The sequence below is a fragment of the Actinoplanes sp. NPDC021490 genome (genome assembly GCF_055562135.1).
In genome coordinates, this window is record NZ_JBVHFW010000032.1 from 19,664 (window position 1) to 39,298 (window position 19,635).

A 19,635-nucleotide genomic window follows, 5' to 3' on the forward strand; every position below is an offset into this window, starting at 1 on the left:
CCGCACCGGAGCCGGCGGAGGCGCCGCATGAGGCGGGTTGCGTACGTGCTCGGTCTGCCGGTTGTGCTCTTCGCGGCCTGGTTTCTGATCAGCGAGGGCAGCGAGAACTTCTACGCTCCCCCGCTGCGGCAGATCCTGCGGTCGTTCGCCGACACCTGGACGCTCGACCGTCTCGACGCCGACGTGCTCCCCAGCCTGTTGCGCCTCGCGGCCGGGTTCGTGCTGGCCTCGATCATCGGCGTGGCGCTGGGCGTGGCCATCGGGCTGAGCCGCGGGCTGCGGGCCACGGTCGAACCGGTCCTCGAGTTCTTCCGGGCCATCCCGCCGCCGGTCCTGGTGCCGGTCATCATGCTGTTCGCCGGGATCGGGGACGGCATGAAGATCATCGTGATCGTCTTCGGGTGCGTCTGGCCGGTGCTGCTCAACACGGTCGAGGGCGTACGGGCCGTCGACAGCGTGCAGCTCGACACCGCCCGGGCGTACGGGATCGGCGGTGTCGCCCGGATCCGTCAGGTGATCCTGCCCGCGGCCTCGCCCCAGATCGCGGCCGGTCTGCGGCAGTCCCTGTCGATCGCGATCATCCTGATGGTGATCAGCGAGATGTTCGCGGCCAGCAACGGTCTCGGCTTCACCATCGTCCAGTTCCAGCGCAGCTTCGCCATCCCCGAGATGTGGAGCGGGATCATCCTGCTCGGGCTGCTCGGCTTCGCGTTGTCGCTGCTGTTCCGCCTGGCCGAGGGGCGCGCCCTCCGCTGGTATCACGGTCTGCGCCAGGCGCAGCGCAAGGGTTGAGAGGCGCCCATGCTCGAGGTTTCGAAGCTGCGCAAGATCTATCGGTCCGGTGGCCGCGAGGTCGAGGCGCTGCGCGATCTGACGTTCACCGTGGACAGCGGCGAGCTGGTCTGCCTGGTCGGGCCGTCCGGCTGCGGCAAGACCACCCTGCTGCGCTGCATCGCCGGCCTGCTCGGTCCCAGCGGCGGCACGGTCCGGCTCGACGGGCACGAGGTGAGCGGTCCGCCGCCGGGTCTGGCGATGGTGTTCCAGGAGTACGGGCGCAGCCTGTTCCCGTGGATGAGCGTGCGCGACAACGTCGAGCTGCCGTTGAAACAGAAGAAGCTTCCCCGTACGCGGCGGGCCGAGCTCGTCGGGGAGGCGCTGGACGCGGTCGGGCTGGCGGGCACCGAATCGGCGTACCCGTGGCAGCTCTCCGGCGGCATGCAGCAGCGGGTGGCGATCGCGCGGGCGGTCGCGTACGAGCCGTCGACGCTGCTGATGGACGAGCCGTTCGCGGCGGTCGACGCGCAGACCCGGGCCGACCTCGAGGATCTGGTGCGGGCACTGTGGCAGCGGCTGAAGGTGACGGTCCTGTTCATCACCCACGACATCGACGAGGCGGTCTATCTGGGCCAGCGGGTTGTGATGCTGTCGTCGTCGCCGACGGTCGTGCAGGACGAGATCACCGTCGACCTGCCCGCCGCCCGCGATCAGCTGCACACCCGGGCCGATCCCCGCTTCACCGAATTGCGTACGCACGTGTACGAGCAGATCCAGGCGGCCAAGCGCGGGCGAGTAACCCAGCCGGTTCCCGAGGACTGAGGTAGCGCGGACGCGTCATGCTGGGGGGACCGCCTCGACAGGGAGCCGTCATGGAAATCTCCGGGATTTTCACCGCCATCCTCATCGGTCTCATCATCGGCGCGCTGGGACGCCTCGTGCTGCCCGGCCGGCAGCAGATCTCGATCTGGCTGACGCTGCTCATCGGCATCATCGCCGCCCTGGTCGGCACGTTCCTGGCCGCGCTGATCGGGGTCGACGACACCCGCGGCATCGACTGGATCGAGCTCGCGTTGCAGGTGGCGCTGGCCGCCGGTGGCGTGGCGCTGGTCGCGGGGGCACGCAGCCGGCGTTAGAGCGCGTTGCCTTCTTCCGGCCGGATCGTTTCCGGTGTGAAGGGCCGACCGTGTTTTCCGGTCCTTTGCTCCTTTGCGGATCGACTCCTGGGTGATCACCGGATGACCACGGGTAACCGATATCGATCCGTCGCACCACCCACATGGTGCGCAAACGGGGAGATGTGCAAAGCTGCGCGCTACATCCGCAGCTCTCATTGTTCGGAGCCCTTCATATGGCATCGTTCCTCTTCCTTGTTGCCGGGGTCGTCGTCGGATTCGTCGCCGGGTGGCTGGTGCGCGGACTGCGGTCCGGCCAGCCCGCCGCCACCGACACGTCCGCCCCGAGCGCCTCCCCCATCAGCGCGCCGGCCACGGCCGCCGAAACCCCGACCACCGAGGACGAGCCGAAGGCCGGCACGGCCACGAAGCCCGAACCGGTGGCCGCCCACGACGAGCCGGTCGACGCCGCCGACAAGCCGGTGGCCGACGCCGATCCCGTTGCCGTGGCCGAGCCGGTCGACGCCACGCCCGAGCCCGCCGCCGTTGCTGTCGCCGAGCCGGCGCACGTCGCTGCGACCGAGCCCGTCACCGTTTCCGAGCCGATCGCGGAGCCCGCCTCCGAACGCGTCACCGAGCCGATCGCGGCCCGCGTTGACGAGCCGATCGCGGAGCCGGTCGCCGCCCGCGTTGACGAGCCGATCGCGGAGCCGGTCGCCGCCCACGTTGACTCGCCGACCCCGGAGCCGGTCGCGGCCCACGTTGACGAGCCGGTTGCGGCGCACGACGACAAGCCGATTGACGAGCCGGTCGCCGTGGGCGTGGCCGAGCCGATCGCGGTGGGCGTGGCCGAGACGGTCGCGGCGCACGACGACGAGCGGGTTCCGTCGGACGACGACGAGCGCGTCACCGAGCCGATCAAGCGCATTCCGGCGCCGACCGGATCCAAGCCGGCCGAGTCGGTGCGGCCCACCGAGCCGGAGCCGGTCGCGGTCGCCGCCGCGCCGACCGTCGTGTCGTCGCCCCTGGCCGAGCCGACGCCGGTGGGCACCACCAAGCCGGCCCCGAAGCCGCGCGCCACCCGGACCCGCACCCCGAAGCCGAAGCCGGTGGCCGCCGTGCCCGGCGCCGCCGAGGCCGACCTGGTCGTGGCCGGTCCCGCGCCCGTCGACGTCGCCGTTCCGGCCGAGCCGCTGATCTCCACTTCGGACACCACGGCGGCGATCCCCGGTGTGGCCGGAACGGACGAGGTGGCCGCCGTGCCCGCGCCGGTCGCGGTCGCGATCGCCGAGCCCGACGACCTCACCAAGATCCCGGGGATCGGCCCGAAGATGGCGATGGCCCTCGCCGCGAGCGGCATCACCACGTTCCGGCAGCTCGCCGACACCGACGTCGCCGTCATCCGGACCGCCGTCACCTCCGCCGGTCTGCGCCTGGCGCCGACCCTGCCCACCTGGCCCGAGAAGGCCAAGCTGCTCGCCGGCACCGACTGATCGAAGCCGGCCCGCGATCAGGGCCGTTCCGAAGCACCATTTGATGCCCGGCGGACCCGCTGTTGCTGAACAGCACGGTCCGCCGGGCATCGGTGTCTCACAGGGCCGCGACCGCCCCGGCCACCTTCGAGCGCAGTTCTTCGGGCAGCGCGGCATACCCCGACGCGGCCGCCGTGGTCTGTCCCGCGGTGCTGGAGGCGTACGCGAGGAAGCTCTTGACCAGATCGGGAGTGCCGGTCCGGCAGACGATCTCGTAAGTGACCAGCACCAGCGGATAGGCGGTCGGGTCGGCGATGCGGTAGTCGAGCTCGAGCCGCAGCCCCTCGGCGCCGGCGATGCGCGCCCCGGCCACCGTGCGGGCCGCCGCGGCGTCGTCGAGCGCGACGAACTCGCCCGACGCGTTGCCCACGCGCGCGGCCGGCAGGTTGTGGAAGCGGGCGTACGAGGCCTCGACGTAGCCGATGGCGCCGTCGGTGCGCTCGATCGCCGACACGACCGCGTTGCTGCCCTCCTCACCGGCGCCTCCGCGGGCCGGCCAGTCCGAACCCGGCCGGAGAGTCCATTCGGCCGGCGCCGCCGCGGCAAGGAACCGTGTGAAGTTGTCCGTCGTGCCCGAGCCGTCGGAGCGGTGAACCGTGCGGATCGGCGTCGACGGCAGCCTCGTGTCCGGGTTGTCGGCCCTGATGGCCGGATCGTTCCAGCGGGTGACCCGGCCGGTGAAGATGCGCGCGATCGTGGCCGGGGACAGGCGCAGGTCGTTGACGCCGGCCACGGTGTAGGCGAGCGCGATCGGCCCGGCGACCATCGGCAGGTGCACCAGCGGGCCCTGACACCGTACGCGGGCCTGGGTCTGCTCCTCGGCTGGTGTCGTCGAGTCGGAGCCCGCGAACTGGCCGGTGCCCGCGAAGAAGGCGCGCCGCCCGGCCCCGGAGCCCACGGCGGCGTACTCGATGGTCGCCCCGGCGCAGCTGACCTGATAGTCCTTGATCCAGGCGCTGACGGCGTTGGCCTGCGCCGACGAGCCCTGCGCGGTGATCGAGCCCGGCGCGCAGCCGATGGAGGCGCGGGCCGGAGCGCCGGGCGAGTCGCAGGCCGTCACGGCCAGCAGCAGCGCCGCCAGTCCGAGCACTCGGGTCTTCATCTGCTCTCCCTCGGCGGTAGTCGGGCTCAGCGGTGGTCGGGCTCAGCGGTAGTCGGGCTCAGCGGTAGTCGGGCTCAGCGGTACTCGGCCAGGCGCTTGCGGACGGACAGCGCCACCAGCAGGATCACGAGGCCGAGCACGCCGGCCGGGATGTACGGCCAACCGGCCAGCCGGATCTCGGCGTCGCGCAGGGCCCGGTCGAAGTCGGCCTTGCGGGACGCCGCGATGTCGGCGACCGCCGCGTCGTAGTACGAGAAGTCGAACGCCGCGTCGCCCCGCCGGATCCCGGTGAGCGCGCCGATCGCCTCGGCGTCCCGGCCCGCGTCGGCGAGCCGGACGATGCGCTCGTGGCCGGTCCGGTAGGCCTGCCAGCGTTCGACGACCTGCCCGGTGCGGGCGGCCCCGACATCGGGCCCGCCCGCGACCGTCGGCAGCCCGGTGTCGCCCGCCTCGAGCGCGCCGGCCTTGCGGTCGAAGTCCTGCCGGTAGTAGTCGAGCCCGTTACTGATCAGATAGCGCGAGGTGTCGGCGGCGGCGTCGTAGCTGACCGCCCGCGCCTGCGACAGGTCGAGGAACGGGATCAGGCTCTGATCGCGCGCCCGGGCCAGCGTCTGCCCCTGCACGACGAGCACGAAGGTCAGCGGGACGAGCAGCACGGCGGTCAGCACCGTGGCGGTGATCAGGGCCGGGCTGAAGGTGCGCCGGAACCGCCGGGCCAGCCACACCTGCAGCCCGATCAGCAGGATGACGAGCGCGGCGCCGAGCAGCACGGCGAGGGTCACGCCGGCGGTCTGCGTCGCGCTCCTTTGCGCGTACGCCTGCTCGAGTCTGTTCTCGCCGGCCTCGCGCAGCCTGGTCGCCGCCGGCAGCAGGTCGAGGTGCAGGACGTTGGTGGCCTGCGTGTAGTAGCCGGCGGCGGCCGGACCGGCGGTCAGCGCCTGCCACACGCGCTCGCGGTAGACGCCGAGGTTGTGCATGAGGTCGAGCACGAGCGCACGTTCGGCCTCGCCGGTGGCCGTGGTCAGCGAGAGCTGCAAGTCGGTGTCGACCTGGCGGCCGCGCTGCTGGTAGGCGCCGAGCGCGTCGATCTGGCTGCCGGCCAGCTCGGGACGGCCGGAGGTGAGCACGAGCCGGGCGACCTGGGCGTCCATGTCGCTGAGCGCGAAGTAGAGGTCGGCCGCGTTGGCCGCCTGCGGGGCCGCCTCGTCGCCGATGATCCGCACCTGCTGCTGCACCCGGGCCATGACGAGGCAGGCCGAGACGAGCAGGAGGCCGGCGACGACCATCGTGACGGTGACCCAGAGACGCAGCCGGGCCGGTGTCTCGGGGCGGACTGCCTGTCGGGCGATATTCCGGGTGGCCTCCATGACTGCTGGCACGGCCTCAAAGTAATGCACCCGGGCAATTTCCGGCCGGGCCGGGTAATTGAATTCCGGCCGTTAACCCGACGTCCACCCGCGCGATCAGAAAGACGCATCCCGTCGTAACCGTTGGTGAGGAACACCGGCCGCCTCGAGCCGCCGGGACACCGCCGGCCGTGGGCTGACGATCTCGACGGTGACCTGGTGGTCGTCGCCCAGCTCGCAGGCCGCCGCGACCGACCCGACGTTGAGCGGATCGAGATCGGGCACATCAGCCAGGTCGACGATCAGGCGAAAGGGTCGAACACGGCGAACCGTGTGCACCAGCGCCCGGCGCAGTTCACCGCCGCCCTCAGAGCCGACCACACCGTGCGGAGTGATCACCACAGTGCCGTCGTCGCTCGTCCGCACCTCCAGCACGCCGGCCCACCCCTTCGTCACTCTGCGTTCAAGTCTCGGATCACTGTACGACGGGGGATGCATCCTGCGTTAAGGCCTGTCATTGATCTCACTGCGCACTTGCACAATGCGGCTGCGTAATGGACCACTCGCATTCCGGCCGCGCAATTCGCCGGACGCCGATTTATCCGGGGGTGCGCCACGCTGACATGCTGGGCCCATGAGTGTCGCCGAGGTCTTCGACCGGGTCGCCGCCCGCTACGACAACGTGGGCGTCAACTTCTTCACCCCGCTGGCCGCCGCCCTGGTGCGGGCGGCCGCCCCGCAACCGGGCGAACACGTGCTCGACGTCGGCTGCGGCCGAGGCGCCGCGCTGCTGGCTTCGGCCTCGGCGGTCGGCCCCGACGGCCACGTGACCGGCATCGACTTCGCCCCCGGCATGGTCGAACGAACGGCCGCCGCCACCGCCTCGCTGCCCCAGGTGACCGTCCAGGCGGGCAACGCTCAGGAGCCGGCTTTCCCCGCCGGTTCCTTCGACCTCATCACGGCCGCGCTGGTCCTGTTCTTCCTCCCCGACCCGCCCGCCGCCCTGACCGCGTACCACCGCCTGCTACGCCCCCACGGCCGCTTGGCGTTCAGCTCCTTCGCCACGCACGACCCGCGCTACCCCGAGGCGTTGCGCCTGCTGAGCTCGTACGCCCCCACCCCACCGCAACGCCCCAAGCTGCACCCCATGTTCGACTCCGCCGCGGCCCTCCGCGAGGCCACGACTTCGGCCGGCTTCGCCCACACCACACTGACCGAGGCCACCGTCGACAGCACCTTCCCCGACGCCGGCCACATGGTCACCTGGATCGGCTCCCACATGGGCAGCCAGGTGATCGAGTCAATCCCACCGGCCCGCTTCCCGGCCGCCACCGAGGCCCTGGCCGCATCGATGGAGTGGCCCCTGACCATGACCTCCCGGGCCAATCTGACGGTCGCCTACAAAGAAACCCCCTGACCTCTTCCCTCGCCCGGCTCGTCACCACTCAGCCGAAGCGCCTCACTCAACATCGCCAGCTTCCCGGCCGAGAGCCGTCCCACGCGCTCAACCAGATGCTCGGCGCTCAACGACACCTCCCAGGTGCAGAAGACGTGCCCCTCCTTGGGCAAGGCCACCCGCACCACCCCGGCCGGCGTCAGCCCTTCGTCGGCCCCGATCGGCACCTCGATCCCAACGATCCCCGTCTCTTCCGCCGGTTCATCAGGCATTCCGTGACCAGCCCCCGGGCCACGGCCGAGACCCGGACGCGGATCGCCCACCCAGCCACGGCTGAGAGCCGGACGCGAGTCGCCCACCGGGCCACGGCTGCGGGCCAGACGCGGATCGACCACCAGGCCACGGCCGCCGACACCGCTCACCGAGCCATGACCGTCGGCCGGGCCGGCATCGACCGCCGAGCCCGGACCGCCGGCCGTGCCGGCATAACGGCCGTCGAGCCGGGCCGAACCAGCGGGCCGGCCTGGGCCGAGCTCGGCCGGGTCAAGGAAGGCAAAGCCCCGCCGCTGTTCGGCCGTCGCCGCGGGAACGATCCGCATGCCCCGAAACTCCGCCGCACCGCCACCGGGACGGCGACCGTCCACCTGCCCGCTCAGCAGAACCACCGGCACGACACCGTCCACTTCGGCCAACCACACTTCGCCGCGTTCCATCCGGCCAAGGTAGCGGCTCCGAGCGGCGGCTTCGGGTTAGCGACTACGAGGCTGAGCTCGTCGATGCCGCACAGCGCCTTCAGCGACGGACCGCTGCCGGCTCCTCCAGACGCCCGGATCGCGGCAAATCGGCATGCCCGGTTTGTGCGTTGCCGGTTGCTGCCGGCAGCGGTATACGGTGCTGATCATGCGAGCTGTGCAATGCGCCCGTTTCGGCGGCCCCGAAGTCTTAGACCTTGTCGAGGTCGCAGATCCGGTACCAGTCGATGAGCAACTGCTCGTGTATGTGAGCGCAGCAGGGGTCAACTTCGCCGACACCAGTCGCATTGCCGGGTCGTATCGACCGGCGCCCGAGCTGCCGTTCATTCCCGGCACTGAGGTGGTCGGTCGAGCAAGTGACGGTCGTCGCGTGCTCGCACCGATCTTCGGCGGCGGTGGCTTTGCTGAGCGGGCGGTAGTGAAAGACGCCGACGCCGTGTCGTTGCCTGAAGGGTTGGGCGACGCCGAGGCGCTCGCGCTCCTCGTCCAGGGACTGACCGCCTGGCACGTGCTGAAGAGCTGCGCACGGATACGCGACGGCGAGACAGTTGTCGTCAACGCGGCGGCCGGCGGCGTCGGCTCGCTCGCTGTGCAGCTCGCCAAGCACTTGGGGGCCGGGCGGGTCATCGCCACAGCCTCCACAGATGCCCGACGTGACCTGGCACTATCGCTGGGTGCGGACGCCGCGGTGTCCAGCGACGCCGATGGGTACGCCGAGCGGGTCCTCGATGCCAACGACGGGACGCCGGTGGACATCGTTCTCGAGTCGATCGGCGGCAGCGTTTTCAGCGCCGGCCTCGAGATCCTGGGGAACTTCGGACGTCTGGTCACCTTCGGAAATGCCTCCCGCGAAGCCCGCCCGCCGGTCGACCCGGGATACCTCTCGGACCGCAACGCGGCTGTTATGGGTTTCTGGCTGCGGCCGGCCCTCGCCGTTCCCGGCGCCTATGCCGAGCCTTTAGCCGAGATGTTCGAGCTCACCGCTGTCGGCGCGCTGAAGCCGATGGTCCATGCGGCCTATCCCCTTGAGGATGCCCGCCGCGCTTTCGAGGATCTCGTCGCCCGCAGAACCACCGGCAAGGTGATCCTGCGTCCCTGAGCTTCGAGTGCACTCACCCGCCCGTGGCCCCTGTGCCAGGCTGTCGGCATGACGGACGAGATCGTGCCGGGGCTACATCCCTTGCTTGCCGCACGGTGGAGCCCCACGACGTTCGACCCGGCATTCGAGCTGGACGCGGACCAGGCCGAGCTCCTCGTGGAAGCGGCGCGGTGGGCTCCATCCGCCGGTAATTCTCAACCATGGGCGTTCATCGTGAGCCGTCGCGGCGACGACACACACCATCGGCTTGTGCGTCACCTTGCCGCCAGTTCGGCCCGCTGGGCACCCTCAGCCAGCGTCCTCGTGGCGAACCTGTCTCACCGGTATGTCGAAGGCACTGACTGGGAATACTCGGAATTTGCGCTGTACGACTTGGGGCAAGCGGTTGCTCACATGACAATCCAAGCGCAGGCCCTCGGACTGTTCGCTCGTCAATTCCGCGCTTTCGACCGCGACGCCCTGGCGAACGAGTTCGGCGTACCCGACCACTGGGAGATCACCACCATGTCGGCTTTCGGCCGGGTGCCGGACGACACTGGCTCGTCCGCACGCCGGCCCCTCGATCCGGCCCGCATGCGACGTCCCCTCGGTGAGCTGCTCTGGACCGGACAGTGACCGCCTGCCCATACGCAACGACATGACCACGTGCACTCAACTCGGCAGAAGCCGCGACGACCGCCGGAGCTACGGGGGCGTACGCGGGGCCGGCTTCTTGTTATCGTGTCGGGGTGACTGCCGGGTCGGCCCTGTTGGGCCATTACCGAGTGGGGCACCCGGCTAGCGTTTGATTCGCGGCCGGGCTCGCGGCCCGCCGACGCCTTCTGCATCTCCGGACAACTCCCGAAGACGAGCAGGAAGCGACAACCGAAGTGCCCAACCCTTTCAATCAGCAGATCATCGACGAGTTTCGTGCCAATGACGGCCGCGTGGGCGGAATGTTCGAGGGCAGCGAGCTCATCCTTCTCACGACCCTGGGCGCCCGCAGCGGTCGGCCTCATACGACTCCGCTGGGTTTTCTCGCCGAGGGCGGGCGCATCCTCGTGATTGCCTCGGCCGGTGGCGCGGTCGGTAATCCGGACTGGTTCCACAATGTGTGCGCTGATCCGCGGGTGACAGTCGAGACCGGGGTGCGGACGTACGAGGCCCTGGCCGTTCCGCTGCCGCCCGAGGAGCGGGACGCGGCGTGGGCGCGTGCGGTGGCCGAGCAACCGGGCTGGGCCGACTACCAGGCCAAGGTCACACGGACGATTCCCGTCGTGGCCCTGAAAGAGGCGTGAGAAGCGGGGGCGGGCCGTCGAGCCCGCCCCCGCGCAACTCACGACAGCTTGGCGAGATAGGTGTCGAGGGCCGCGTACGACTGCTCGGCGCCGGCCTCCATGCCGGACTGGATCATGCCGTCGCGGTCTTCCTTGTTGTCGAACGTGGCCGACGACGTGACCGTGGTCTTGCCGCCCTCCTCGGTGAACACGTACTGCTCGGTGAGGATGTGGCCGGCCATCGGCTCGTATTCGAAGGTCCACGTGAACGAGTCGGGGGCGTCGATGGCCTTGAATTCGCCTCGGAACGCGTGCTGCTGGCCGTCCGCGTGCTCGACGAAGCGCCACTTGCCACCGACCCGGAAGTCGATCTCGACGTCGAGCGGGTTGCCCCGGCCCCACCAGTGGCGGATGTGTTCGGGCTGGGTGTGGCAGGCGAAGACGAGTTCGCGCGGCGCGTCGAAGGAGCGGCTCATGACGAGTGTGTTGTCGGTGGGGGTCTGCAGGTTGATGCTCACGATTCCTCCTCGGAACCTTGGGATTGGAGCCGGCCCAGGTAGTCGTCGAGCGCGTCGTATCGCTCCTCCCACAGCTGCCGATATTGCTCGGCCCACACGGAGACCGCGCGCACCTGCGCCGGCACGATGCGGCACCAGCGCCGCTGCGCCTCGCGGGTGCGGACGATCAGGCCCGCCGCCTCGAGCACGTTGAGGTGCTTCGACACGGCCTGCGCGCTGATGGGGAAGTCGGCGGCGAGCTCACCGGCCGTCGCGTCGCCGGTGGCGAGGCGATCGAGGATCGCGCGTCGCGTCGGGTCGGCGAGGGCGGCGAAGACGCCGTCGATGGAATCCGTCATGACAACCACCTGGTTTATAAACTGATAGGTTGAGAATACGCCCGCAGTTCATGGTGTCAAGACGGTCGAGCAGGGAATCAGACGCCGGACGGGTAGGTCTCGAACTCGTGCGTGTCGACGTGCAGCGGGTGCAGAGGCCGCAGGGCCCGCGTCTCGTCGAACCACAGGAACGCGTCGTAGCGGTCGCCCAGCCGGGACGGCACGTAGTTGCCGAGGTGTTCCCGCTCGGGGTTGTAGACAACGCCGATCGCCCGGTGCGCGACCTCGTCCAGCAGCAGGCCGGGGCGATCGGCCGGCGGCGGGAACACGAACAGCGCCTGCGGCGGGGCGGTCGCGTGCAGGACGTCCTCGAGCGAGCCGGGGCGCCCGGGCGGCACGGGCAGTTCGGTCATGGCCGCTCCCCACGTGCGGCCGGCGATCACCGAACCGCGGTGGCCGCCCATCCCGACCAGCACCACCTGGCCGGCGCCGAACCGCTCGCGGGCCAGCGAGCCGATGGTCACCTCGCCCAGCGTGGCCTGGTCGGTCGCGTTCGCGTCGCCGACGTGTGTGTTGTGCGCCCAGACGACGGCCTTCGAGCCCTCGCCGTAGTGATCGAGCAGCCGGGCCAGGGTCGCGTCCATGTGCCGGTCCCGTACGTTCCACGACTGCGCGCCGCCGGCCACCATCGCCCGGTAGTAATGCTCGGCGCCCGCCACGACTTCGGCGTTCTGCCACACGGCGAGATCCCGTCCGCGCAGTTCGAGGAGCATCCGGACGACCTCGTTCTCGCAGCTGGCCCGCAGGAACTTGGCCGCCCAGGCATAGGACTGCGGATCCTCCGCGTACGAGGCGAGGCACTGGTACGCGTCCACGGCATGATCGGCGGCGTCCGGATCGTTCTCGCGAAGCCACAGGATGACCTCGCGCAGCGACTCCCACATCGAATAGACGTCGAGCCCGTGGAAGCCGGCCGGGACAGTGCGGGAGGCGTTGTGCGAGCGGAGCCAGTCGGCGAAGTCGACCACCTCCTCGTTGGCCCACATCCAGGTGGGCCACCGTTCGTAGCCGAGCAGGGCCTCGAGGGGCGAGGCGGCGGATCCCCGGACGGCGGCGTCGACGCGTTCGCAGTCGGGCCAGTCGCCCTCGACGGCGACGAACGAGAAGTCACGTTCGGCGATCAGGCGACGGGTCAGCGCGGCCCGCCAGGTGTAGTACTCGTGCGTGCCGTGGCTGGCCTCGCCGATCATCACGACCCGGGCGTCGCCGACCCGGTCGAGCAGAACGTCCAGATCCCCCTCGTCGGTCAGGGGCCGGGCGATCGCCGCCACCTCATCGCCGTACCGGTGCATGCGGTCGGGATACCCGCTGCGATTTGCCCCATACGTCGGACCTTCCGGGCCACGAGCGAGGGCCGGCGGCCGTACGCCACTCAACGCAAGATGATCAGACCAATACGTACGGTTAAAGTCCGGAATGGGGTGATCGATTCGGGCGGATGTGGCGTATGTTCTCTCACCAGTCCAACGTGGATCCCGAACGTCCAAGGGGAGCAATGGCGGAGAACGACGCGCGTCGCGAGGATCCCGTTCTGGTACGGCCGTACGTGAAGGCCGTCGCCGAGGCGGAACGAGCCCCCGACGAAGAGGCCGAGACCTGGCCGGAGTCCGCGGATCTGCCGGTCGAGGCCGACACCCTGGTCCAGCCCAAGGTAGAGGACGAGCCGCCGCCCGCGCCGAAGAAGCCGCGCCTGACCGTGCACCCGCTGGCCCGGCTGGGCATCTTCGCCGGTGGCGCCGTGCTGGCCCTGGGCGTGGTCGGCTACCTGATCTTCGGCCCGGCCGCCGACCCCGAGCTGCCGCGGCCCGGCACGGCGCTGCCCGCGATCCCCGGTCAGGCGCCCCTCGAACAGCAGGTGCAGAGCGTCGGGCCCGCCGCGACGGCGTCACCCAGTGTCTCCCCCAGCGCATCGGTCAGTCCTTCGGCCTCGCCCAGCGGGTCCCTGCAGACGCTGACCCCGGTCACCCAGGGCCCGTCGAGCGCGCCGACAACCGCCCCGGCGACCGCCGACCCGACGCTCGCGCCGCCCGCCTCCGACCGCACCGGGTCGATCACCGCCGCCAGCGGGCGCTGCCTGGCGCTGGGCAGCCTGTTCGGCTCGAACGGCAGCCCGGTGCAGGTGTCCGGGTGCATGTCCGTCTCGTACCAGTCGTTCACCCTGGCCACCGACGGCACGCTCCGGGTGGCCGACAAGTGCGCGCAGTCGACCGGCGACGGCACCGTACGGATCACCGGCTGCGACGGCGGCGAATCGGCGCAGTGGCGGGACGGGGGCGACGGCACCCTGGTCAACTCGAGCGGTGGCTGCCTGACCGACCCGGGCCGCGCGGGCGCCACGACGACGGTCAGCGCGTGCTCGGGCGAGCCGAGCCAGAGCTGGACCCTGCCTTAGAAGCCAGCTTCGCGCGGTACATCGCGGCGTCGGCCTCGCGCAGCAGGTGGTCCGGGTCGTTGGCGTTCTCCCCGCTCAGGGCCACGCCGATGCTCACGCCGACCGTGACCCGGCCGCCGTCGATGGCGTACGGCTCGGTCAGCCGGGCCGCGATGGTGTCCTGCACGAGCCGCTCGGCGCCCTCGGCGGGCAGGCCGTCGAGCAGCACCACGAACTCGTCGCCGCCGAGCCGGGCCACCGTGTCGGACTCGCGCAGCAGGCCGGTCAGCCGCCGCGCCACCTCGATGAGCAGCACGTCGCCGGCCGCGTGCCCGAGCGAGTCGTTCACCGCCTTGAAGCCGTTGAGGTCGAGCAGGAGCACGGCGAAGCGGTGGCCGGCCAGCCGGGCCGCGCGCAGACCGGCCTGGCGCATCCGGTCGGCCAGCAGCAGCCGGTTGGGCAGGCCGGTGAGCGGGTCGTGCAGGGCGGCGTCGCGCAGCTGCTGCTCCTGCTCGCGCAGGGCGGCCACCATCGCGCCGCGGTCGAGGGACGCGGCCAGCAGGGCGCCCGACTGGTTCATCATCTCGCTGCCCGGCGGCGTGCTCTGCTGGATGTGGCCGACCGCGGCGAGCATCCCCCAGTCCCGGGTCGCGCTGCGCACCGGCACCACGAAGACGGCGTCCCCGGCCGCGCCGTCGGCCAGCTCGAACAGCTCCGGCGGCGGGAAGTCGCTGACCGGCATGGTCGCGCGGGCCGGTGGGCGCCCGGGCGGGTACTCCCCCTCGATGCGCAGCTCGGTGTCGAGGGCGGGCACCGCGCTGCCGGACCACAGGCCCAGGCAGCCGGCCAGGGCGGTGGTGCGTTTGAGCCAGCCGAGCTCGCGCGGGTCGCGGTCGTGCGCGCCCAGCAGGTCGATGCCGAGCTCGTGCTGGATGTTCAGCGTCTCCTGCAGGTTGCAGACCTGCCCGAACAGGTAACGCGTGAGGTCCTCGGTCACGGGCAGGCCGCTGGGCGGGCAGCCGCACGAGTCGCGCCGCATGAAGGTGGTCGGCACCCGCCGCACCAGCCGTGGCGTCCCGGGCCGGCCGGTCAGCTCGCTCAGCAGATCGATCGCGGCCGAGCCGATCTCCCCCGAGGGCTGGCGCACGGTGGAGAGGCTGGGCCGCATGTACATGGCGCCGGCCAGATCGTCGAAGCCGATCACGGCGAGGTCCTCGGGGACGCGCCGGCCGTGCTCGCCGAGCCGGCGGATCAGGCCCATCGCGTTGCGGTCGGTGCCACAGACGACGGCCGTGACCGGCGTAGCGGAACCGAGCAGCAAGCCGGCGGCCAGCTCGCCGCCGCTCTCGTGGTTGTCGCCCGCGTCGAACACCAGGTCGGACGGCGCGGTCAGGCCGTGCTCGGTCAGCGCGCTCCGATAGCCCTCGAGCCGCTCCCGGACGTCGAAATGCGCGAGGTGCCCCGCGAACGCGATCCGCTCGTGACCGTGTTCGATCAGGTGCCGGACCGCCTCGCGTACGCCGGAGCTGTTGTCGGCGAAGACCGCCGAGCAGTCCGGCATCTGGTGCCCGACCGTGACCACCGGCATTCCGGCCGTGAGAAGCGCTTTCGCGTACGACTCGTGGATCGCCCCCGCCAGCACGACGACCCCGGCCAGGTGGCTCCAGGCGACCGGCCGCCGATAGTCGGGCACTCCGCTGCGGTCGGCGTTGTACGAGCCCGGCTCGAGGGTCTGCAGCGCGAGCAGCCGATCGCCTCCGGACACGGCCGCCTCGTTGGCCCCGGCGATGATGGTCCCGTAGTAGTCGCCTCCGACGAAGGGCGACAGGACACCGTACGTGCGACCCCTCACGGCCGACATTTTCTCCCGAAAACGCCGCTCAGTCGCGCAGATGGGGCATATTGGCCGCGCCGGAGAGATATCTGCGAAGATCCTGGGTCTCGCCGGTGACCCGCCGGGCGGCCAGGATGCAGGTGTCGTCGTCGGGGTTGGTGCGGCGCAGCCGGGACAGCAACTGGGCCAGCGGCTGGTCGGGCGACGCGCGTACGGCCTCGTCGACGGTGGAGATGACCGAGGCCAGCCCGTCGTCGGGCCCGCGGCGACGATGCTCGACCAGGCCGTCGGTGTAGAGCAGCAGCACGTCGCCGACCCGGAAGTCGATCCGGGACGTCCGGTAGGCCGCGTCGTCCATGACGCCGAGCATCGGGCCGGCCGGGCGCTCCAGCGGGGCCGTGCGGCCGCCCCGGCTCAGCAGCGGCGGGGGGTGCCCGGCCTGGGCCCAGACGATTTCGTGGCGGGCCGGGTCGAAGCGGGCGACCACGGCCGTGGCCGCCATCTCGGGCGACTCGCGCTCGAGCTCGCAGGTCAGCCGGTTGAGGTGCCCCAGCAGCTCCCCGGGGTCGCTGGTGGTGACGGCCAGGGCGCGCAGCGCGTGCCGCAGCTGGGCCATGGCCGTGGCGGCCTGGGTGCCGTGCCCGGCCACGTCGCCCACGGCCAGCAGCACCGAGCCGTCGCGCAGCTCGGCGGCGTGATACCAGTCGCCGCCGACCAGATCCTCCTGCCCGGCGGGCAGATAGCGCACGGCGACCTTGAGCCCGGGCAGCACGATCGGGCCCTCGGGCAGGGGCAGGATGATGCGCTGCAGGCGGCCGGCCAGCTCGTGCTCGGCGGCCAGGCTGCGGCGCTGCTCGACGAGCTGGCGCTCGACCTCGGCCAGCCGCTTGGCCCCGGTCTCCTGCTCGGTGACGTCCTGCACGATGCCGTAGAGGCGCAGGGGGCGGCCGCCGGCGTCGCGGCTGGCGTCGGCCACCGTACGCAGGTGCTTGACCCGCCCGTTGACGCGCACCCGGGTGATCACGTCGACCCGGTCGCCCCGGTCGAGCTGCGCCTTGGCCGCGGCCCGCAACGGCTCGTCCTCGGCCAGGCCGGCCTCGTCGGGCGCGGCCGGGTCGGGCGGGCCCTGCCGCGGGTCGCGCTCGAAGATCCGGTAGAGCTGGTCGGACCAGTAGATCTCGCCGCTGATCAGATCCCATTCGCCCCAGCCGAGGTTGCCGAGCCGCTCGGTGCTGGCCAGGCGCTCGGCGATCCCACCGGGTTGCTGGTCGTGCCGGGTCCAGTTGAGCAGCAGGCCCTCGCCGAGTCGGTGAGCGCGGACGGAGTAGACGCCGTCGCGGTGCGGGAACGGGCCCAGGACGGTGGGCACGCCGGTGTCGAGGACGTGCTCGTAGGCGAGCCAGCGGTCGCTGGCCAGCACCTCGGGGAAATGCTCGGACAGGCGCAGCCCGACCAGCTCGGCGCCGCGCAGGCCGTCGGGCGCGACCGCCTCGGGACTGACCGCGGCCCAGACCAGGTCGATCAGCCGGCCGTCGAGACCTCGTTCGGCGCTCAGGTAGGAGGCCATGCCGGGGGCCACGTCGAGCACCCGCTGCACCATGCCGATCCAGGGCGCGAACCGCCGTACGGGCGCGGTGAGCCGGGCCGGGAGGTGGTTGGTGTCGAGGCCGAGGACGACGCCGGTGTCCGGGTCGGCCACGTCGAGCATGTGGATCACGCCGGCGGCCACCTCGACCAGCCCGCGATCCTCCTCGGCGGCCATCCGCAGAAGGTGGCGGTGCGCGTCGGCCAGCCGGCAGCGGGCGCGTCCGGCGAGCAGGCCGACCGCGCGTTCGACCGTCAGGCGCCCGGCCTCACCGGTGCCGGCCGGCGCGCTCGGGCGCAGGCTCTCCACCGCCGCCGCGTACGCCTGTGTCACGCCTTGTCCTTCCCGTCGGCCAGCTCCCGGTTACTTGAATACGTCAGCGGGACGGGGGTCGTCATCGGCCGAACATCTCGACCGTTCGCTACCTGCGGCGTGACGTCGCACCGGTCACCCGACCGGGTGTGACCCGATGGAGTGCGTCGAGGGTTGAACGGTCATCGGCCTTAAGAAAGCGCAAAGGCTACAACTCGAAGAGTGACCGTACGGCGTCGGTCAGACGGGCCATGCTGGCGCCGGTGACCATGCCGATACGCTCCGCGCCGGTCGAGGCCGGGAGCCGGCGCATCCGGTTGACGACCACGACGCCGGTGATCGGGTCTTGTTCGGTGAGGGCCACCGCGTACGGCGGGAGCTCGGTCACACCGCGCTGGCGCACGATGGGCGCACAGTAGGGCGACGCGTTGTCGCGCTCGTTGTGCGCGTCGGCCGACAGCACGAGGACTCGATAGCGCAGGTCGGTGCGGTTGCCGATGGTCCAGATTTCGCCGCGCCTCATGGACACGTCCCGCTCGGCATGGGCTCAACCCTACCGCCGCGCGATCTTAGGCCACCGCGTGGCACACCGGCGCAGAATCCCGGTCTGTCCACAGCTTGGACGGGGGTGAACCGTGATCGCGGCGGAACCGTAAGAATAGGCGGCGTGGCTTGCTGCTAGGGAAGGGTGTCAATGATGTCGGAGAAGGCACAGATCGGGGTCACCGGCCTCGCGGTGATGGGACGGAACCTGGCTCGCAACTTCGCCCGGCACGGGCACACCGTGGCCGTGCACAACCGCTCCTACGGTCGCACCAAGGAGCTGGTCGAGGAGTTCGGCAGCGAGGGGAAGTTCATCCCGGCCGAGACCGCCGAGGAGTTCGTGGCCAGCCTCGAGCGGCCGCGTCGCGTGATCATCATGGTGAAGGCCGGTGGGCCCACCGACGCCGTGATCGACGAGTTCGCGCCCCTGCTCGAAGAGGGCGACATGCTCATCGACGCGGGCAACGCGCACTACCTGGACACGCGCCGGCGCGAGGCGGCGCTGCGCGAGCGCGGCCTGCACTTCGTGGGCACGGGCGTCTCGGGTGGTGAGGAGGGCGCACTGCACGGCCCGAGCATCATGCCGGGCGGCTCGCCGGAGTCCTACGAGGCGCTCGGCCCGCTGCTCGAGGACATCTCGGCCAAGGTCGACGGGGAGCCGTGCTGCGTGCACGTCGGTCCGGACGGCGCCGGGCACTTCGTCAAGATGGTGCACAACGGCATCGAGTACGCCGACATGCAGCTCATCGCCGAGGCCTACGACCTGCTGCGTCAGGTCGGCGGGCATTCGCCGGCCGAGATCGCCGACGTGTTCCGCAGCTGGAACGAGGGCCGTCTCGGGTCGTACCTGATCGAGATCACGGCCGAGGTGCTCAAGCAGGTCGACGCGTCGACGGGCAAGCCGTTCGTCGACATCGTGCTCGACCAGGCCGAGCAGAAGGGCACCGGTCGCTGGACCGTGCAGGCCGCCCTCGACCTGGGGGTGCCGGTCAGCGGCATCGCCGAGTCGGTGTTCGCCCGGGCGCTGTCCGGCGGGGCCGACGTGCGCGCCGCGGCCAAGGAGGCGGGCCTGCCCGGTCCGTCCGCCACGGCCGGCTCGCACGGCGGTGACCTGCAGGCCGACGTCGAGCAGGCGCTGTTCGCCTCCAAGATCGTGGCGTATGCGCAGGGCTTCCAGCAGATCCAGGCGGCCAGCAAAGAGTACGACTGGGCGATCGACCCCGGCGCGATGGCGAAGATCTGGCGGGACGGCTGCATCATCCGGGCCAAGTTCCTCGACTTCATCCGGCAGGCGTACGACAAGCAGCCCGAGCTGGCCACCTTGCTGGTCGACCAGTACTTCCTGGACGCCGTGAGCGGCGCTCAGGACGCCTGGCGCCGGGTGGTCGCCACGGCCGCTCAGCAGGGCATCCCCGCCCCCGGCTTCGCCTCGGCCCTGGCCTACTACGACGGCCTGCGCGCCGAGCGCCTCCCCGCGGCCCTGATCCAGGGCCAGCGCGACTTCTTCGGAGCCCACACCTACCGCCGCACAGACAAGGAAGGCAACTTCCACACCCTGTGGGCCACAGAAGACAAAACCGAAATCGACGCCTAACCCGAGAACAGGTCCCGCTACCCACCAACCCCTTAGTGAGTGTTTGAGAGAGGGTTTATTCGGGCGTGGCGACCAGCTCGCGGCGGCGTTGTCGGATGGCGGGCCGTCGGCGTTCAAGGCGACGGACCA

20 protein-coding genes are annotated in these 19,635 nt (G+C 71.1%); 10 read left to right on the forward strand and 10 right to left on the reverse strand.

Annotated elements, in window-relative coordinates:
• Positions 1–27 precede the first annotated feature (27 nt).
• The 4 genes from ACZ3I4_RS47235 (at position 28) to ACZ3I4_RS47250 (ending at position 3,382) form a co-directional block, all read left to right on the forward strand.
• Complete coding sequence (locus ACZ3I4_RS47235) at positions 28–792, forward strand: ABC transporter permease (protein WP_465388735.1); 765 nt, start codon at positions 28–30, stop codon at positions 790–792.
• Positions 793–801: 9 nt separating this feature from the next.
• Entirely contained in the window at positions 802–1,596 is a 795-nt protein-coding gene (locus tag ACZ3I4_RS47240; protein WP_465388736.1) for an ABC transporter ATP-binding protein, read from the forward strand.
• Positions 1,597–1,646: 50 nt separating this feature from the next.
• Positions 1,647–1,910 (forward strand): GlsB/YeaQ/YmgE family stress response membrane protein, encoded by a 264-nt coding sequence (locus ACZ3I4_RS47245; protein WP_465388737.1) that lies wholly within the window; start codon positions 1,647–1,649, stop codon positions 1,908–1,910.
• Positions 1,911–2,125: 215 nt separating this feature from the next.
• Positions 2,126–3,382 carry a helix-hairpin-helix domain-containing protein gene (locus ACZ3I4_RS47250; RefSeq protein ID WP_465388738.1) on the forward strand — a complete coding sequence of 419 codons (1,257 nt, stop codon included), beginning with the start codon at positions 2,126–2,128 and terminating at the stop codon, positions 3,380–3,382.
• Positions 3,383–3,479: 97 nt separating this feature from the next.
• Here ACZ3I4_RS47250 and pstS read toward each other — a convergent pair whose 3' ends face one another.
• From pstS to ACZ3I4_RS47265, 3 genes are all read right to left on the reverse strand, one after another.
• Positions 3,480–4,523, reverse strand: a complete 1,044-nt coding sequence (pstS, locus tag ACZ3I4_RS47255) for a phosphate ABC transporter substrate-binding protein PstS (RefSeq protein WP_465388739.1) — start codon at positions 4,521–4,523, stop codon at positions 3,480–3,482.
• Positions 4,524–4,597: 74 nt separating this feature from the next.
• Complete coding sequence (locus tag ACZ3I4_RS47260) at positions 4,598–5,902, reverse strand: hypothetical protein (RefSeq protein WP_465388740.1); 1,305 nt, start codon at positions 5,900–5,902, stop codon at positions 4,598–4,600.
• 84 nt (positions 5,903–5,986) lie between these two features.
• Entirely contained in the window at positions 5,987–6,304 is a 318-nt protein-coding gene (locus ACZ3I4_RS47265; protein WP_465388741.1) for an STAS domain-containing protein, read from the reverse strand.
• Positions 6,305–6,503: 199 nt separating this feature from the next.
• Here ACZ3I4_RS47265 and ACZ3I4_RS47270 point away from each other — a divergent pair, with 199 nt between their 5' ends.
• Positions 6,504–7,286, forward strand: coding sequence for a class I SAM-dependent methyltransferase (locus ACZ3I4_RS47270; protein ID WP_465388742.1), 783 nt, complete (start codon positions 6,504–6,506; stop codon positions 7,284–7,286).
• Here the strand turns inward: ACZ3I4_RS47270 and ACZ3I4_RS47275 are convergent.
• Positions 7,268–7,978, reverse strand: coding sequence for a hypothetical protein (locus tag ACZ3I4_RS47275; RefSeq protein ID WP_465388743.1), 711 nt, complete (start codon positions 7,976–7,978; stop codon positions 7,268–7,270). The two genes, ACZ3I4_RS47270 and ACZ3I4_RS47275, sit on opposite strands and share 19 nt — an antisense overlap.
• 187 nt (positions 7,979–8,165) lie before the next feature.
• On the opposite strand from ACZ3I4_RS47275, the gene ACZ3I4_RS47280 reads away from it, so the two are divergent.
• The 3 genes from ACZ3I4_RS47280 to ACZ3I4_RS47290 all read left to right on the forward strand — a co-directional run bounded on the left by ACZ3I4_RS47280 (position 8,166) and on the right by ACZ3I4_RS47290 (position 10,393).
• A complete protein-coding gene (locus tag ACZ3I4_RS47280) occupies positions 8,166–9,116 on the forward strand; it encodes a quinone oxidoreductase family protein (RefSeq protein WP_465388744.1) in 951 nt (316 codons plus the stop codon).
• A gap of 48 nt (positions 9,117–9,164) precedes the next feature.
• The gene (locus ACZ3I4_RS47285; RefSeq protein ID WP_465388745.1) at positions 9,165–9,731 is read left to right on the forward strand and encodes a nitroreductase family protein; all 567 of its coding nucleotides are present in this window, start codon (positions 9,165–9,167) and stop codon (positions 9,729–9,731) included.
• Positions 9,732–9,985: 254 nt separating this feature from the next.
• Positions 9,986–10,393 (forward strand): nitroreductase family deazaflavin-dependent oxidoreductase, encoded by a 408-nt coding sequence (locus tag ACZ3I4_RS47290; protein ID WP_465388746.1) that lies wholly within the window; start codon positions 9,986–9,988, stop codon positions 10,391–10,393.
• Between the two features lie 38 nt (positions 10,394–10,431).
• Here ACZ3I4_RS47290 and ACZ3I4_RS47295 read toward each other — a convergent pair whose 3' ends face one another.
• From ACZ3I4_RS47295 to ACZ3I4_RS47305, 3 genes are all read right to left on the reverse strand, one after another.
• Positions 10,432–10,890 carry an SRPBCC family protein gene (locus ACZ3I4_RS47295; RefSeq protein ID WP_465388747.1) on the reverse strand — a complete coding sequence of 153 codons (459 nt, stop codon included), beginning with the start codon at positions 10,888–10,890 and terminating at the stop codon, positions 10,432–10,434.
• Positions 10,887–11,228 carry an ArsR/SmtB family transcription factor gene (locus ACZ3I4_RS47300; RefSeq protein WP_465388748.1) on the reverse strand — a complete coding sequence of 114 codons (342 nt, stop codon included), beginning with the start codon at positions 11,226–11,228 and terminating at the stop codon, positions 10,887–10,889. The genes ACZ3I4_RS47295 and ACZ3I4_RS47300 overlap by 4 nt, the downstream gene beginning before the upstream one ends.
• A gap of 77 nt (positions 11,229–11,305) precedes the next feature.
• Positions 11,306–12,559, reverse strand: a complete 1,254-nt coding sequence (locus tag ACZ3I4_RS47305) for an erythromycin esterase family protein (protein ID WP_465388749.1) — start codon at positions 12,557–12,559, stop codon at positions 11,306–11,308.
• Between the two features lie 203 nt (positions 12,560–12,762).
• On the opposite strand from ACZ3I4_RS47305, the gene ACZ3I4_RS47310 reads away from it, so the two are divergent.
• On the forward strand, positions 12,763–13,659 hold the full coding sequence (locus ACZ3I4_RS47310) for a ricin-type beta-trefoil lectin domain protein (protein ID WP_465388750.1): 897 nt from the start codon (positions 12,763–12,765) through the stop codon (positions 13,657–13,659).
• Here ACZ3I4_RS47310 and ACZ3I4_RS47315 read toward each other — a convergent pair.
• From ACZ3I4_RS47315 to ACZ3I4_RS47325, 3 genes are all read right to left on the reverse strand, one after another.
• The gene (locus tag ACZ3I4_RS47315; RefSeq protein WP_465388751.1) at positions 13,613–15,490 is read right to left on the reverse strand and encodes a diguanylate cyclase domain-containing protein; all 1,878 of its coding nucleotides are present in this window, start codon (positions 15,488–15,490) and stop codon (positions 13,613–13,615) included. The genes ACZ3I4_RS47310 and ACZ3I4_RS47315 overlap by 47 nt on opposite strands.
• Before the next feature lie 28 nt (positions 15,491–15,518).
• Positions 15,519–17,390, reverse strand: coding sequence for a SpoIIE family protein phosphatase (locus tag ACZ3I4_RS47320; RefSeq protein ID WP_465388752.1), 1,872 nt, complete (start codon positions 17,388–17,390; stop codon positions 15,519–15,521).
• 187 nt (positions 17,391–17,577) lie between these two features.
• Positions 17,578–17,892: a type II toxin-antitoxin system PemK/MazF family toxin gene (locus tag ACZ3I4_RS47325; protein WP_465388753.1), complete on the reverse strand. Its 315-nt coding sequence runs from the start codon at positions 17,890–17,892 to the stop codon at positions 17,578–17,580.
• A gap of 174 nt (positions 17,893–18,066) precedes the next feature.
• Here ACZ3I4_RS47325 and gndA point away from each other — a divergent pair, with 174 nt between their 5' ends.
• Positions 18,067–19,506, forward strand: a complete 1,440-nt coding sequence (gene gndA, locus ACZ3I4_RS47330; protein ID WP_465388754.1) for an NADP-dependent phosphogluconate dehydrogenase — start codon at positions 18,067–18,069, stop codon at positions 19,504–19,506.
• The last annotated feature ends 129 nt before the right edge of the window (positions 19,507–19,635 follow it).